This window comes from Pumilibacter muris, assembly GCF_943193045.1.
GTDB classification, from domain to species: domain Bacteria; phylum Bacillota; class Clostridia; order Christensenellales; family Pumilibacteraceae; genus Pumilibacter; species Pumilibacter muris.
In genome coordinates this window covers 55275-68547 of the sequence record NZ_CALPCN010000003.1, presented here as the reverse complement: position 1 = coordinate 68547, position 13273 = coordinate 55275, and the positions used below count along the sequence as shown (strand labels likewise).

At 49.7% G+C, this 13273-nt stretch carries 17 protein-coding genes; 1 reads left to right on the top strand and 16 read right to left on the bottom strand.

Annotation, left to right across the window (positions count from 1 at the left end; all coding sequences use genetic code 11):
* Positions 1 to 32: 32 nt before the first annotated feature.
* The 6 genes from NFR62_RS04845 to NFR62_RS04820 all read right to left on the bottom strand — a co-directional run bounded on the left by NFR62_RS04845 (position 33) and on the right by NFR62_RS04820 (position 2913).
* The gene (locus NFR62_RS04845) at positions 33 to 467 is read right to left on the bottom strand and encodes a gamma-glutamylcyclotransferase family protein (RefSeq protein ID WP_251615148.1); all 435 of its coding nucleotides are present in this window, start codon (positions 465 to 467) and stop codon (positions 33 to 35) included.
* A 45-nt stretch (positions 468 to 512) separates the two neighbouring features.
* Positions 513 to 1412: an amidoligase family protein gene (locus NFR62_RS04840; protein ID WP_251615146.1), complete on the bottom strand. Its 900-nt coding sequence runs from the start codon at positions 1410 to 1412 to the stop codon at positions 513 to 515.
* Between the two features lie 133 nt (positions 1413 to 1545).
* Positions 1546 to 1764, bottom strand: coding sequence for a gamma-glutamylcyclotransferase (locus tag NFR62_RS04835; RefSeq protein WP_251615144.1), 219 nt, complete (start codon positions 1762 to 1764; stop codon positions 1546 to 1548).
* The gene (locus NFR62_RS04830; RefSeq protein WP_251615142.1) at positions 1764 to 1958 is read right to left on the bottom strand and encodes a hypothetical protein; all 195 of its coding nucleotides are present in this window, start codon (positions 1956 to 1958) and stop codon (positions 1764 to 1766) included. Before NFR62_RS04830 ends, NFR62_RS04835 begins: the two co-directional genes overlap by 1 nt.
* A 121-nt stretch (positions 1959 to 2079) precedes the next feature.
* Positions 2080 to 2514, bottom strand: coding sequence for a hypothetical protein (locus NFR62_RS04825; protein WP_251615138.1), 435 nt, complete (start codon positions 2512 to 2514; stop codon positions 2080 to 2082).
* A gap of 195 nt (positions 2515 to 2709) precedes the next feature.
* Positions 2710 to 2913, bottom strand: coding sequence for a hypothetical protein (locus NFR62_RS04820; protein ID WP_251615135.1), 204 nt, complete (start codon positions 2911 to 2913; stop codon positions 2710 to 2712).
* Positions 2914 to 3046: 133 nt separating this feature from the next.
* Here NFR62_RS04820 and NFR62_RS04815 point away from each other — a divergent pair, with 133 nt between their 5' ends.
* Positions 3047 to 3490 (top strand): helix-turn-helix domain-containing protein, encoded by a 444-nt coding sequence (locus NFR62_RS04815; protein WP_251615132.1) that lies wholly within the window; start codon positions 3047 to 3049, stop codon positions 3488 to 3490.
* Here NFR62_RS04815 and NFR62_RS04810 read toward each other — a convergent pair.
* The 10 genes from NFR62_RS04810 to NFR62_RS04765 all read right to left on the bottom strand — a co-directional run bounded on the left by NFR62_RS04810 (position 3487) and on the right by NFR62_RS04765 (position 13235).
* Positions 3487 to 4011: a sigma-70 family RNA polymerase sigma factor gene (locus NFR62_RS04810; protein ID WP_251615109.1), complete on the bottom strand. Its 525-nt coding sequence runs from the start codon at positions 4009 to 4011 to the stop codon at positions 3487 to 3489. The two genes, NFR62_RS04815 and NFR62_RS04810, sit on opposite strands and share 4 nt — an antisense overlap.
* On the bottom strand, positions 3989 to 5110 hold the full coding sequence (metK, locus tag NFR62_RS04805) for a methionine adenosyltransferase (protein WP_251615095.1): 1122 nt from the start codon (positions 5108 to 5110) through the stop codon (positions 3989 to 3991). The genes NFR62_RS04810 and metK overlap by 23 nt, the downstream gene beginning before the upstream one ends.
* Positions 5107 to 6552 carry a DNA methyltransferase gene (locus NFR62_RS04800; RefSeq protein WP_251615076.1) on the bottom strand — a complete coding sequence of 482 codons (1446 nt, stop codon included), beginning with the start codon at positions 6550 to 6552 and terminating at the stop codon, positions 5107 to 5109. The genes metK and NFR62_RS04800 overlap by 4 nt, the downstream gene beginning before the upstream one ends.
* Positions 6549 to 8513: a DNA (cytosine-5-)-methyltransferase gene (dcm, locus tag NFR62_RS04795; RefSeq protein WP_251615073.1), complete on the bottom strand. Its 1965-nt coding sequence runs from the start codon at positions 8511 to 8513 to the stop codon at positions 6549 to 6551. The genes NFR62_RS04800 and dcm overlap by 4 nt, the downstream gene beginning before the upstream one ends.
* Complete coding sequence (locus NFR62_RS04790) at positions 8513 to 9010, bottom strand: P27 family phage terminase small subunit (protein WP_251615070.1); 498 nt, start codon at positions 9008 to 9010, stop codon at positions 8513 to 8515. The genes dcm and NFR62_RS04790 overlap by 1 nt, the downstream gene beginning before the upstream one ends.
* A gap of 206 nt (positions 9011 to 9216) precedes the next feature.
* Positions 9217 to 9549: a hypothetical protein gene (locus tag NFR62_RS04785; RefSeq protein ID WP_251615067.1), complete on the bottom strand. Its 333-nt coding sequence runs from the start codon at positions 9547 to 9549 to the stop codon at positions 9217 to 9219.
* A gap of 105 nt (positions 9550 to 9654) precedes the next feature.
* On the bottom strand, positions 9655 to 10020 hold the full coding sequence (locus NFR62_RS04780) for an HNH endonuclease (RefSeq protein WP_251547622.1): 366 nt from the start codon (positions 10018 to 10020) through the stop codon (positions 9655 to 9657).
* Between the two features lie 82 nt (positions 10021 to 10102).
* Entirely contained in the window at positions 10103 to 10822 is a 720-nt protein-coding gene (locus tag NFR62_RS04775; RefSeq protein ID WP_251615064.1) for a hypothetical protein, read from the bottom strand.
* Between the two features lie 3 nt (positions 10823 to 10825).
* Positions 10826 to 11113 (bottom strand): VRR-NUC domain-containing protein, encoded by a 288-nt coding sequence (locus NFR62_RS04770; RefSeq protein ID WP_251615061.1) that lies wholly within the window; start codon positions 11111 to 11113, stop codon positions 10826 to 10828.
* Between the two features lie 157 nt (positions 11114 to 11270).
* On the bottom strand, positions 11271 to 13235 hold the full coding sequence (locus tag NFR62_RS04765; RefSeq protein ID WP_251615058.1) for an AAA family ATPase: 1965 nt from the start codon (positions 13233 to 13235) through the stop codon (positions 11271 to 11273).
* Positions 13236 to 13273: the final 38 nt, after the last annotated feature.

Genomic DNA, 13273 nt, shown 5'->3' with positions numbered 1-13273 from the left:
CGCTCTTTCCCGAACACGCATATTGATTTGATTTATTTTTGCATTCGCTGAACGGTATCGGCGAGTGCGGTATAAAGGTACTTTTCGTCGAGCCCGACATCCGCATACCCTCTTCGGATCGTGCCGTAGTAGTATTCGTTCGGCAGCGACGGCTCCCCGTCGTTCATAATGTACACCATTGCTTGCTTTGTCGTACCGTCCATCATTTCGACATCGACGGTTTCCTTGCGGTACATTCGCGGATATCCCTCGTAGATGTCCAAGGCTCTCTCACAAGCGGGCGTTATTTCCCACACGCCGACAGGTGTTTCCGCACCCTTTTCGGGCTCTATTGTTGCGACGTGTCGGAACGTCAGTTGATAGTCTTTCAGTATTCCCTTGCCGACCACCTTGGCGTTCGGACACCTGTGCGCCATTTGCGCGAGGTTTAAGTTGCTGCCGTATGCTATATATAATTTGTTTGCCATAATCGTTTCTCCTATTTCGATTTTTTTAGGTATGGTGGCGGCGGCTTATGCCGCCACCGTCATCGGTCTGCCGTTCCTGTATCCCGTATCGCCCTCGAAGTTTTTGAGCAGGAACATTCTCGCCGTTTCGAACTCGTCGCCTATCATTCCGAGTCGCAGTAGCCATGTGCGGAAGGTGTACTTTTCGTTTGTGCTTGCCGTCCGCCTTGCGCTTGCACCGTTTTGCGTGAGTGCTTGATGGCATATTGCGAGGCATAATTGTATGTAGGTTTTAATTTGCCCTGCGTGCGTCGTGCCGTTGAAGCATCGGAACTCGATGCCCTTGCCTTGCCATAGGCTGTGTAGGTTGAGTGCGCGGTAGCGGCTCCCATCGTAGTGCGAGTAGCTGCGGCTCGGTCCGTCGTACCATAATCTTTCGATGGCGGCGGTCGTTTGCGGCTTGCTTGCGTTTATCCTTTGTACGAATCTCTCTTCGTTCTTCTTACACCATCTCGATGCTCTCGATTCGGTTACGCCGAGTGCCTTGAAGAGTAGGTCTTCTTTGCTCGTCATTATATTGACGAGGTTGCGCAGGCTTTTTGCCGTATGTTGCTCCGCGCCGACGTGGACGTGTATTCCGCAGCTGTCGTTGGCTATCGCGCCTTTGTGCCGCAGTTGCCTTACTATCTCTTGTATGTCGGCGATGTCTTCGTAGCGGCATACGGGCGTTACGATTTCGCAGCTGTAGGCATCCCCTGCGTATGTGCCGTCTTTCTTTTCCGTGTGTATGCTCGCATCGCGCATCGCTTTCCATCTGCGTCCTTGTCGGTCGGTAGCTTCGTAAGTGTCGTATGAGCCGCCGACGTGCGTCTTGCTTGTACCATAGTAGCTTGCTATGATGTTTGCGGCTTGGCATCTGGTGATGCCTGTGAGTTCGATTTCGATTCCGAAGGTTTGTGTTTTCATTGCGTGTTCTCCTTTCGGGCGGTTGCCCTTGGTTTAATTTTGTAACCAAAGAATACCGTAAACAATCGAAAGAGCCCAGCGAAAACGCGTCCAAAACCGAAACTTTTTCAAAGAATTTTTGATTATTTTCGGTTTATTTTTTGTAAGGCAGACCAATACCGAGAAAGTTCCTTTCGCCCCGTTTTACTGCGGCATTTTCGGCGTCGCAGGCGGCGGTATATTCGTCCATTTGCTTTTCTTTGCGCTTGCATTCCAAGCAAATGCACTCGGTATTAAACATAGACATCGTGCGACCGTCCGTCAATTCCTTGCCGCAACGGTCGCACTTTGTTTGCGAGAAAAAGGTATCCATCAATATAATCCGTCCAAATCGATCAGGTTTACGTGTCGGCGAATTTTCTCTATCGCCTCGTCATATGAGCCTTGCTTTATCTCTTTCCAAAGTTGTCCCGTCCGCTCCTCGTCGTTTAACGCTTCGGCGACCAACGACATAAGGAAGAAGATATTTCCGCTTTCGCCTCTACTGCGAAATCTAACTGTCGGCATTGTACCGCACCTCCTTTTTGTTGTACCACAAACAATACCGTGCTCGATGCAAATAGTCCAGCGAAAAAGCGTAACAAATTCAAAAGAGCCGACCTTTTTTGTCGACTCTTTCTTATCTGTCTTATTTGTACTCTATGCTGTCGAGAAACTGCTTGACTATCGGTACGGTAAGGGCGAATTCGGCTGTCTGCACAATCTTTTTTCCCTTGCCTGCGCAAAGATAAACACAAAACTCGAAGCGATTTTCGCCTTGTTTATTGGACGGAAAGTCGTATTTCTCGGCATATAAATCCATATAGCCGGGAATACCTTTGTAGAAAGCTCCGTAGCCTTCGCCTTTCCCTCGTGTTATAGGTTGTATTTCGCTACGTAACCGTGTGCCGTATGCGTTAAAACATTGTAAGTCTTTGATTGCCGATTCTTTTGCTTTGCGCATTGACAGCTCGATTATAACCGATCCGAATTTAACAAGCCCTGCCCTTGAAGCAAATCGAAGATAATTTTCATACAAAAGCTTGTCTTGCATAACAATCCCAAACCCATCGGGCATTGACATACATACATTCGCGGAAACCAATTTATTTTTCTTTATAAAGAGCATATCTCACCACCCCGGCATTCGCCATTTAATGTCAGTAAGGGACAGCATTTTCCTTTTTGCGCTATCGCAGTTTTGATATAATTAATATGCTCCTCTCTACTCACCGCCGACCGTTTTTTTGTGTCGGCTTTTTTATTGTACCACACGATTCTACACCACCTCCGATACAGAAAGCCGAAATACTTTGCCATCGACCAATTTCATAAGTATGCAGTCACAATCGTGGGTAAAGTTGCCGCAAAAGTAATCGTCGAGCAGCAGCATTATTTCTGCCGCTATATCGTAGGAGTTATTATAGCTGTTTCTATTCTCGGTTTTCTTTTCTTTTGTGGGATTTTTGTGTTGCTTCTCCATAAAAGTCAACTCCCTATTTGTTATTCACCGTTCGCGCGTCGAGTGTACCTATATTATACTCTCCCATCGGTGCAAGTAGCAACACTTTATTGCACGAATGGGAGAGAATATATTGTAGAAAGAGGACTTATAAATGGATAATTTGTCAAAATTTGCCGAAACGCTCGACTCACTTATGTTCGAGCAAAAAATAACGGCCACACAACTTGCCGCCGCTATCGGTTTGGATTTAGCCACTATTTCCCGCGCGCTTCACGCTCAATATACGCCATCGGTGAACACTTTGTTGAAACTTGCCGATTTCTTTAATTGCACCACCGATTACCTACTTGGTAGAGAGCCCGAAAACTATCCTTCCGCTTTCCTGCCCTGTCCACCGTTTGCAGAGCAGCTTGTTCGTTTGAAAGAGCGCTTTAATTGTCCGTGGTGTCATTTCTATAAACATGCGCAAATATCGGCATCGCGCTTTTATGAATGGAAGAGTGGCAGCCGCGAGCCTACTTTGAATGGAATTATCGCTCTTGCCGATGGATTCGACGTGACCGTTGATTACATACTCGGTAGAGTAAAAAATTAAATATTCCTTTTTAGCTCTTTCTTGATGCGACTTATTCGCCGCGATATGGTGGACTGCTTAACACCCATCATTGCGGCGATTTCTTTTTGCTTAAACCCCGACATCACGGCATCGATTATTTCTCGATCTCGTTTCGGCAAATTTCTTACGGCATCGATTATTCGATCTTGTTCTCGCACACTCTCTTCATCGGTGCTTAAAATGTCCATATAAAAAATCAAGTGTCCGTCCTCATCTCTGCCTATAGGATCGTACAACGATACTTCGTGTGGCAACTGTTTGTTCATCCGCCGAATGAACATAAGCATTTCGTTGGTTATGCATCGTGATGCATATGTGCCGAACTTAATTTTCCGCTTGTCATCGAAAGTCTTTGCCGCCTTTACGAGTCCGACCATACCTTCGGATATAATGTCATCCTTGTATTGCCTTGTCAGTTTGTTCTTGGTCAGTTTCTCATAAAGATAATAAACAAGCCGCAGGTTGTCGGTAACGAGCTTATCTCGGTCGGATCGCGTCATCGAGCGCCTCCGTTTTGTCGGTGATTTCCCACGCAAAGTAGTCTTTGCCGAAATGCCCGCCGACAGCAGTTTGTCCGAAGACCGGGCGACGGAGGTCGAGTTTGTTTATCGTGCCTGCGACCGACAGGTCAAACACCTTCGCCACCGCCTCGGCTATGAACTTTTCGTTCACTGCGCCCGTATAGAAAGTGTTGATGTCTATTGCGGTCGGATGCGGCACACCTATCGCGTAGGACAGCGTGACTTCGCATTTCTCGGCAAGCCGTGCCGCGACAATGTTCTTCGCAATGTACCGTGCAAGGTATGCGCCGCTGCGGTCCACCTTACTTGCGTCCTTGCCGCACATCGCGCCGCCGCCGTGGTGCGCCATACCGCCGTATGTGTCTACCATAAGTTTGCGCCCGGTCAATCCCGTGTCGGCTTCGAATCCCCCGACCACAAACCGTCCCGACGGATTGATGAGTATCTCCGCATCTGACAAGTCATAATCCGCGAACACATAGCCGATGACATTGTGCCGTATCTCGGCGGTCAGCACTCCGAGGTCTTTCCCTTCGGTGTGCTGTGCCGATACGATGACCGACGTTGTCTTGTCGAACTTATCCCCGGCATACTGCACGGACACTTGGCTTTTGCCGTCGGGCTGCAATCCTTTGATAATGCCTTCGCGCCTGCACTGCTCCAACCGTTCGGTCAGTCGGTGCGCGAGTTCTATGGGCAGCGGCATATAGTTTTTGGTTTCGTTTGTTGCATAACCGTACACGATGCCCTGATCGCCTGCGCCCAATTCCGTTCCGTCCACGGCGGCGGCTATGTCTGCGCTTTGTTCGTGGATGCGCACTTCCACTTCGATGTCTTTCGGGTTATAGCCGATTTGCGCTATTACCGAACGCGCTATGTACTCGTAGTCCACTTGGGCGGCGGTCGTTATCTCGCCGCTTATAAAACACTTGTTGTGCGCAAGCATAACTTCACAAGCGACGCGGCTGTTTTCGTCCTGCTCCAAGCACTCGTCGAGAATGCTGTCGGCTATAAGGTCGGCAAGTTTGTCGGGATGTCCGCTCGTAACGGACTCGGCGGTATAGATGCGTTTCGTCATTGTATCATTCTCCATTTGAATTTTGTGTTTTCGGGTATAATCCCTTGTTCTTCCATAGAAAAGCGTTTATCGAAATCGCGGACTGTGTGTCCGTTCGCCTTGAAAGTAACGGGACTATCCGCGTCCCATTTGAGCAATATCGCCCAATATTCGGGATAGTTCTTGCGCAACAGTCGGAGCTGCGCCACGCTTTGATTGTGACAAAACCAACAGCCTCCACGGGCGGCGGTCGTATAAATCGGACTCAGCAAGTCGTTGTCTTCACACCACTTTCGGCACATCGCCTCTGTCCATCCGTACTCCACGAGCGGACTGCGCTTTGTGTCGGTTAAGTTATGAAAGCGTTTCGGCTCGTCGGCCGCAATTCCGATATACGTTATAGCATTGCGTTGGAGCTTGTCGAGAACGCCGACCTTCAGCCGAGCGTTACACCAATTCCCTTTTTGCAGTGGGAATCCGTATATCTTGCCGCGATTGCGGCTCTTTTCGCCTTTGCACACACTGTAAAAGTAATCTTCGTATGTGCGCGGTGCTGAAATATGTTCGACCGTTATTCCGTACTTCTCTTTGATGCTCTCGTCCGCTTTACGCTTGAATTCCATCATCGGCGGAAGATCCGCAGGAATTCCCTTTGTTGCCAATATCTCGACGTGTACTATTCGGTCGAGCGGAAGACCGTGGCGGCGGATGACTTCGAGCATTGCGAGGCTGTCTTTGCCGTAACTGATACTTGCTATGTATTGCATTGTTCCCCCCTCGATTCGTTTCTTGGCTATCTCGAATATTTCGGCGTCTTTTTCTATACCGATGAATTCTCGGTTTGTGTGGCGGCAAGCCACGCCTGTCGTACCGCTACCCATACAGCAGTCGAGGACGGTTTCGCCCTCGTCCGTGTATGTTCGTATAAGGTATTCGCAAAGCGCAACGGGTTTTTGCGTCGGATGATAGCCTTTCTCCGAATTGAACTCCAACACGCTTGTCGGATACCGCTCCCCTGCGTTGACCGTGAACACCGTTTTTTGCTTATCGTAGTTCGCGCTCGGTCTGCCGCTCTTTGCCGAGTAAGGTTTGCCCTTTGTCATTTGCGGATTGTACTTCGGCGGCTTCTTGTAAAACACCAATATGTTTTCGTGGCGTTTGAGCGGCATCTTCTTTGCGTTAAGGTGTCCGCTCCCTTGCCGCTTTACCCATATCCATTCGTAACGCAAGAGTTTTTCATTGCTTGCGCCGAGTAGCTTGTCAAATGGCGTTTGAGCGAACAGCACGATTGCGCCGTTAGCTTTTATGATCCGTAGAAAACATTTCCACAGCCTATCGAGCGGTAACGGATTATCCCATTTGTTTCGCGTCGTACCGTATGGCAAGTCGGTAAGTATCATATCTACCGAGCCGTCAGGCACTTCGTTCAGCACATCGAAACAGTCGGCGTTGTACAGCTTCATACTTCGCCGAAAAATAAAGCCTTGAATATCGCCTCCAAGACTTGCACTACTATTCCGTTGCCCGCTTGCTTATACTGCTGTGTCGAGCTGACACGGGCGGCGGCTATCTTGTCTATCTGCGCGTCTATCCACCCCATCAGCCGCAAGCACTCTCGCGGCGTGAGCTTACGGATACGCACGTTTTCGGTGACGACGGCGTTCCCGTCGCCGCAAGTCAGCGTGTGCGCTATACCCTTACCCACTCTGCCGCGCTTAGTCTTGCTGCCGGGATATGTAATGTTCACATAATCGCCGCGCTCGGCTTCTTCGTACCCTTGCTTGGTTGCCACTTTTACTTTAAGCGGCTCTTCGAGTTTGAGCACGGCAGACATTCCGCCCGATACCGAACACCGCCCGGTCAGCGTCGGAGCAACATCCCCAACTTCCTGCTTATTGAACGGCTGAAACATTTCGGGAATATATCCGTTCTGTTCAATGAATTCGTCGTACTTACGCGCCACAAAATCGCTCTCGACCACAAGGTTGTCTTTTTGTACGGAGGTAAGCGTATTGCTCAAGTCTTCCTCGCCGAGTTCGAGCCGTTGCTCCAAATGCTGTCCTGCCGAACGGTCGGACGGATTGTCTGGATTGCGCCCGCGCATCGCCGCAATGCACACACAGTTCTTTCTATCTCCCGTGAGTACGGCGTTGCTTATCTCGTCGTTGCGACACTCAAAGTGTTCTTCGCGCTGTTTGCCTTTGCACTTATAATCTCGATCCACGGGTTGGAACTGCCCCGCCACTACGACTGTATCGGACTCGCCCTTTACTATCGGCAGTATTGCGGTTTTGAAACCTTCGGGTCGCGTGGTTATTGTAGGGCATAGTCCGCTTTTGTTTATCTTGCGGTTGAATGCATCAACAGTATCGCCCACTTCGCAGTCGTTTTCCAAGACCGTTTCCACAGCCTGCTTGTAGAATCGCTCCGCCGCTTTTTCCGTTATAGCCGTTACCGTGCCGTGGTTTTCCATAACAGTCGGCGCTAGTCCGTCTGGATTGACCACTCGCGCCGCATTGTGTTCGCTCGGCGAGTAGTTCCCTTCGACCACGATTTTCAGTTCGGTATTGCCGCCGCCCGCGCAATGCACGGTCGGAGACAGTCCGTTCGGATCGAACACGCGACGACTTGTTTCGTGCATACGTTCCCATTTATCTCCGACAACGTCGCCGACCTTTACGCACTGCGGACCTTTCCAATCTCGCGCAAGGATTGTATTTGCCACATCCCCTTCTTGCTTGACGCTGTTTCGCCTTGAATTGAAATGCGATGTCAGTATGCTGCGTATCGTGCTTTCTTTTAAGTAGTAGCGTTCGTCTACAACAGCGTCCAACATATCTCGCAAGCGCAGTTTGAGTTCGCGCTTTTGCGGAAAGAAAAAGGGAGCGTGTTCGCCGCAAATGGACACGCAAAACACGCGCTCTCGGTTTTGCGGAATGCCGTAATCCTTGGCGTTCAGCACCTTCCAATAGTTGGAGTATCCGAGTCCGCTCAAAAAAGAAAGCCAACTGTCAAAGTCGGCTTTGAAGCGTTTACCCACAAGGTTTTTCACGTTTTCGAGTAACAAGTATTTCGGGAGTGTGCCGTCTTGGGCGGCGGTATTCAGTAGCCGTTCGACCTCGAACAGCAAGCCGCTGCGCGTTCCCTCTTTTATTCCCGCGCCGCGTCCCGCGACCGATATATCCTGACACGGGAACGAGTACGTCCATAGGTCCGCATCGGGCAAGTGCTTGATGTGCCGTATATCGCCGAGATTGTTGGTTGCCCCGTGCATCGCCTCGTAGCTCTTTATGGCGTATTTGTCGATTTCCGATATGGCTACTACCTTATGCGGCACACCTATGTTTTTGAGAGCTTGCGTTTGACTGCCGATGCCTGCGAACAGTTCAATCAGCCGCAACGGATTTTGCTCCGTGTATTCCATCAGTTTCCGCCTCCCAATAATTTTTCCATTATATCGTCGTTCGGATTTTTCTCATCCCACTTCGACAGCTTCGATTCGCGCACGACAAGGTATATCTTGCTCCACACGTCGTTTGTTTGTTTTAAGTATTGCTGTGCCATTGCCACGAACGGCGACGGCATCGCTTTCCCGTTTGACGGATCTTTCACAAGCAAGCCGTGCTTGGTGTTCATCTCCTCGCACTCTAACCACCGCGCTTTGCAAAATGCATACTCTTCGAGGTTATACGGGAGTATGCCCGTCGTACAGCCAATGCCTTTGAGCCACGCATACACCGTTCGGTATATCTCTTTTGCCTTCGCCGACAAATAAGAAGGCGGCTCGCTCGGCAGCTCCACGCCTTCGGCATTGAACGACACGATTTCGATATCGCGCCTGCCGGGATTGCCTTCGAGTATCTTTTGGGCGGCGGCTTTTTTAGGTCTGCCTGCGCCCGGTCTTCGTCCACCGCTTGCCATATTCCCTCCGTTTTTGATTTTTGATTATTTTGATTTTTCGGGCAAAATCAAAAGGGCGGCTGTTGCCGTCCTTTAACGTAGTTAAACATTTGATTTTTTGATTTTCCCGTTTGATTTTTGATTTTGCGAAAATTCGCGCGAAGTTGCGGCCCCGCTCTTTGGTGTTGTTTCCGTAGAGATTTGACTCCCCCTGCCCCTCGCGCGTGTCAGCCTATGGGTATCAGCACGAGCACCTCGCCATCGACCGCAAGCGCGTACTTGCCCACGCGCTCTTGCGCAAGCCGTAACGGACAACTCGTCGTATCCTTATTCTTGCTGCGCAAACACCTACCGCTCCGCACCTTTCGGAGCGCAAGCATTCCGCTTTCGTTATCCGTTCCCCATAATAGGTCGGTGTTGCGTATGTCATACTTTTCAATCGCCCGCTTACCGAAGCGCACCATTCCGTTCGCGTATATGGTTACATCGGCGGCGGTCGTTTCTTTTGTTACCGACTCGAACGTATATTTTTCGGCGGCTTTATTTTTTTCTTCGCTCATGTCTACTCCTTTCGGCTTATGCCTTTATAGTTGTAGACACATCATACCGTCTTTTTCCGAAAGAGCCCAGCGAAACGCTTGCCAAACCGCAAACTTTTTCAAACTTTATTTTTTCCCGAAGCGACTGCCTTCTTCCACCGACTTTCGACTGTGGCAACTAAAACACAGGCTTTGCAAGTTGCTCGGCGCGAATTTATCTCCGCCTTGCTTTATCGGCACAATGTGGTCGACCATAGTCGCTTTCGTGCGCTTGCCCGCTTTCAGACATTCCTCGCAAAACGGTTGGCTGTTCAGTTGCCGTTTTCGTGCCGCTCTCCATTCGGGCGTTTTGTAAAAATTCTTCGTAAAGTCATCTCGCCCGTATCTGTTGTACTGCTTATCCGTCAGGCGTTTGTGTTCTTCACAGTATTGCCCTTCCACGAGTCTCGGACAACCGGGATAGCTGCACGGTCGTTTCGGTTTTCTCGGCATTCGGTTTTTCCCTCCGTCAATTCCATTATACGGGCGTTTACCGCCTTTTCCGTTTACTTTCGTTTACTTTCGTCTACTCTTTTCAAACACGAGCGGCAAATAGGATTTCGAGCATTTCCACGGCTCGATTTCTCTTTTTGTAAATGGCTGCTTTGCAATAGCCGAGGCGATTTCCGAGTTTACTCATCGACTGACCGTTTATGTATAAGCCGCTGATGATCTCTCTCGCTTCGTCGTCGAGTGCGGCAATACATACGTCCAAAAAGTCCATATCCTCTTTAAGCCGCTTGGATTCCACCGTGCCGCCGACCGCCGCCTTTGCTTTATTGAGTTTATAGTTTTTCAACAGCTCTTTTATCGCCGCCATAATGTCATCTCCTTCTTTGCCGTATTCTTCTTCGAGCAGCCGCTTTTGCTCGGCTTCCCTTATACGCAAATCCCACACCCAATCGGTACTTTCTTTACTGTCGAGTGATGTATTCAGCCAATTCCGTATTTGTCCGTCGTCTTCCGCCTCTCGCGTCCATTCGTCCGCTCGGCACACACCCGACAGTTCCCACAGTTGCATTTTACCGAAGCGTTTGCCCTTGTAAAAGAACAGCATCAGCATTTCGTCGGCGTTTTCGTCCAAGTATTTCGTGCGGAAATAAAAACCGTTTATCCGACCCTGCCGACCGTCTATGTATTCCTCGGTTTCCCGCTTTATATCCGCTTTCGGTATCGGGCGATTGAATAAACACTCGTAATCGAACTTCGCCTCGTCCGTTACGACTACTTTATTGATTATTATTTCCGCCGCCATTGCTTACTCCTTTTCGAATGCCTTTATCGTTTGCCGTACTTCATCCACAGACCGCACCACCATCGCGTATCCGCCTGCGGCTATTATTTGCCGTATCGTTTGCGCTTGCAGTACGGTCGGTTTGTTCTTCCCGACTTTACACTCGAATGCTATAAACCGTCCGCGATAGCACACCACTATGTCGGGTATTCCCGCTGTGCCGTACATACCGCCGTGCTCTTTCCAAAAAAAGAGGCTCGGCACGGTCTTTAAGTATTCGGATATTTTGCGTATCAAATCGCTTTCTTTCATTTTTACCTCGTTTACTAAACCAAGTGTCACAAGTGTCGTATGTGTCGAGATATGACACTTAAACACACCGACACTAACTCACTCTTGTGGATTTATCTGTTTTTTCTTCGACACTTGCGACGCTTACGACACATACTTCTTTATAAGCGACGCTTTTTCAGTCGTTCTCTCCGTCGTATATCGTCCGTTGATAGCCATACGGCATATTCCTTACGATTCGCTTGAACGTGTGCGTTCGCGTTGCGCTCCGTGTCACGGTGTGTTCTATATCGTCGCAATGCAATCGGTATTCGTACTTGCTGATGAGTTTGCCTACTCCCGTCGCGGACTCGGCAAGTTTTTTGCCTGTAACATCGTACACCGCTTTCATCAATTCCGCCGCCGATCCTTTCCATCCGCCCATAGGATTCCGTTTGATGAGTTCTTTTATCGTGATGACAATGGGACTGTTCTCGTACTCTTGGCGTTCTTTCTTTGCTTCGACTTCTTCCGCCGTGCCGCGCACTTCCCATAGGTAGTCGTACTTATTGAATTGCACCACGATAGACGATTGCTCGATGTCGCGCCCGGTCATGCTCATTGTTGCGTCTTCGTCGGTACGCTTTTTCTTCGATATAACGAAGACGGTGTCCGCCGCCCCCATCAGTGCCGTACTGCCGCTTATCATATTGTAGACGTCGGACTCGTCCGCCATCTTCCGCAAGTGATGTACGAATAGCATTGTGATGTGGTTTTTGTCGGCAAAGCGTTTGAGCTCGCCCATTTCGCGGTAGTCTATGGAATACATCGACTCTTTGCTCGACGGCTTGCCGCGTACCTTTTGCAACGTGTCGATTATAACGAGTTTGATGTTCGGGTATGTCTTTATCTCATCGACCACGCGCTCCATAAAGCCGTTATCAATCGGGTCGGCGTCGAGTGCGAAATGTACGCCGCTCGGTGCGCGTTTGCCTTTGAGCATTTTTTGCATACGGTCTTTAAGCCGCGCCTTGCTGTCTTCGAGCGCATAATACAGACACTCGCATTTCTTTGTGGCGTATCCCAAGAATTCGTTACCCTCGGCTACTGCCATACACAGCTGCAACATCATCCACGACTTGCCGAGCTTCGACGGCGCACACAACAATGCGAGTCCTGTCGGGAGCATACCGTCCACGATCCACGTCGGCGGCGCGACTTCTTCATCTTGTAATTCCGATGCGGTGAAACTGTCTTTCGCCGTGGCGTACTTTTTCTTGGCGGCGGTCTTTGCCGCTTTGAGATTGCGTTCGAGTTGCGATTTGTTTTTGAGCAGTAGTTCGTTCGGGTCTTTGCACTCCCCGGCAATATTGTAAACGTCATACTGCACGTTGAGTTCGAGTAACATTGCGGCGAGATCGCCGCTTGCCTTTTTCCCTGCGTCGTCGTTATCGAGTGCAAGGATGAGCGTTGCCGTCGGCTTTTTGTTCTTTACTGCGTGGACGAGTTTATTGATGTTCCCCACGCCACATAGTGCGATTGCCGGGTGTCCGCATTGCATTATTGAGAGTGCGCAGATCGGAGACTCGACGACGAACACGGGCGATTTGCTCTTGTACATAATCTCGCCGTTAAATAGCGGCTCCGCACCTGCATCCTCGGTCTTCGGCTTGTAGAATTTCTTGTCTACCACGCTGCGCGTTTGATAGTATGTAAGTGCCGAGGAATACGGTATCACCGCCGACCGATGATAGACATCATACCCCAAGCAATATTTCTTCACGGTGGCGGCGGTCAGCCCGCGGCGTTTGAAGTAGTCGGTTTGTCCGACATCGGCAATGCACTTTTTGAGATATGCTTTGATGTCGAACTTGCCGGGTTTGTTCCCCTCGTCAATATCGACGTGGTATGTTTCCGCCAAGAACTTCGCCGCTTCGATAGGCTCGATGTTCTTTATCTTCGACACGAACGCTATGACGTCACCCGTCGCACCACACCCGAAACACGTGAAGATGTTGGTCTTGCGGTCAACGGAGAACGATGGCGTTTTTTCGCTATGGAATGGACATAGACCTTTGTCATTGCTATTAAGCTGTACGCCAAACAGCGATACTACCTCGGCTATGTGTACATTGTTTTTTACTTTTTCGAAAATGTCTGCCATCCTATTTCTCCGTTTCCTGCAAGCCTATCCACCGTATG

What these genes read in the sequence shown, in the direction of transcription:
- NFR62_RS04775 (WP_251615064.1), bottom strand. Translation starts at nt 10,822, where the DNA reads ATGGCGGCGGAAATAATAATCAATAAAGTAGTCGTAACGGACGAGGCG.
- NFR62_RS04845 (WP_251615148.1), bottom strand. Translation starts at nt 467, where the DNA reads ATGGCAAACAAATTATATATAGCATACGGCAGCAACTTAAACCTCGCG.
- NFR62_RS04810 (WP_251615109.1), bottom strand. Translation starts at nt 4,011, where the DNA reads ATGACGCGATCCGACCGAGATAAGCTCGTTACCGACAACCTGCGGCTT.
- dcm (WP_251615073.1), bottom strand. Translation starts at nt 8,513, where the DNA reads ATGGAATACACGGAGCAAAATCCGTTGCGGCTGATTGAACTGTTCGCA.
- NFR62_RS04785 (WP_251615067.1), bottom strand. Translation starts at nt 9,549, where the DNA reads ATGAGCGAAGAAAAAAATAAAGCCGCCGAAAAATATACGTTCGAGTCG.
- NFR62_RS04790 (WP_251615070.1), bottom strand. Translation starts at nt 9,010, where the DNA reads ATGGCAAGCGGTGGACGAAGACCGGGCGCAGGCAGACCTAAAAAAGCC.
- NFR62_RS04770 (WP_251615061.1), bottom strand. Translation starts at nt 11,113, where the DNA reads ATGAAAGAAAGCGATTTGATACGCAAAATATCCGAATACTTAAAGACC.
- NFR62_RS04800 (WP_251615076.1), bottom strand. Translation starts at nt 6,552, where the DNA reads ATGAAGCTGTACAACGCCGACTGTTTCGATGTGCTGAACGAAGTGCCT.
- metK (WP_251615095.1), bottom strand. Translation starts at nt 5,110, where the DNA reads ATGACGAAACGCATCTATACCGCCGAGTCCGTTACGAGCGGACATCCC.
- NFR62_RS04830 (WP_251615142.1), bottom strand. Translation starts at nt 1,958, where the DNA reads ATGCCGACAGTTAGATTTCGCAGTAGAGGCGAAAGCGGAAATATCTTC.
- NFR62_RS04835 (WP_251615144.1), bottom strand. Translation starts at nt 1,764, where the DNA reads ATGGATACCTTTTTCTCGCAAACAAAGTGCGACCGTTGCGGCAAGGAA.
- NFR62_RS04765 (WP_251615058.1), bottom strand. Translation starts at nt 13,235, where the DNA reads ATGGCAGACATTTTCGAAAAAGTAAAAAACAATGTACACATAGCCGAG.
- NFR62_RS04815 (WP_251615132.1), top strand. Translation starts at nt 3,047, where the DNA reads ATGGATAATTTGTCAAAATTTGCCGAAACGCTCGACTCACTTATGTTC.
- NFR62_RS04820 (WP_251615135.1), bottom strand. Translation starts at nt 2,913, where the DNA reads ATGGAGAAGCAACACAAAAATCCCACAAAAGAAAAGAAAACCGAGAAT.
- NFR62_RS04840 (WP_251615146.1), bottom strand. Translation starts at nt 1,412, where the DNA reads ATGAAAACACAAACCTTCGGAATCGAAATCGAACTCACAGGCATCACC.
- NFR62_RS04825 (WP_251615138.1), bottom strand. Translation starts at nt 2,514, where the DNA reads ATGTCAATGCCCGATGGGTTTGGGATTGTTATGCAAGACAAGCTTTTG.
- NFR62_RS04780 (WP_251547622.1), bottom strand. Translation starts at nt 10,020, where the DNA reads ATGCCGAGAAAACCGAAACGACCGTGCAGCTATCCCGGTTGTCCGAGA.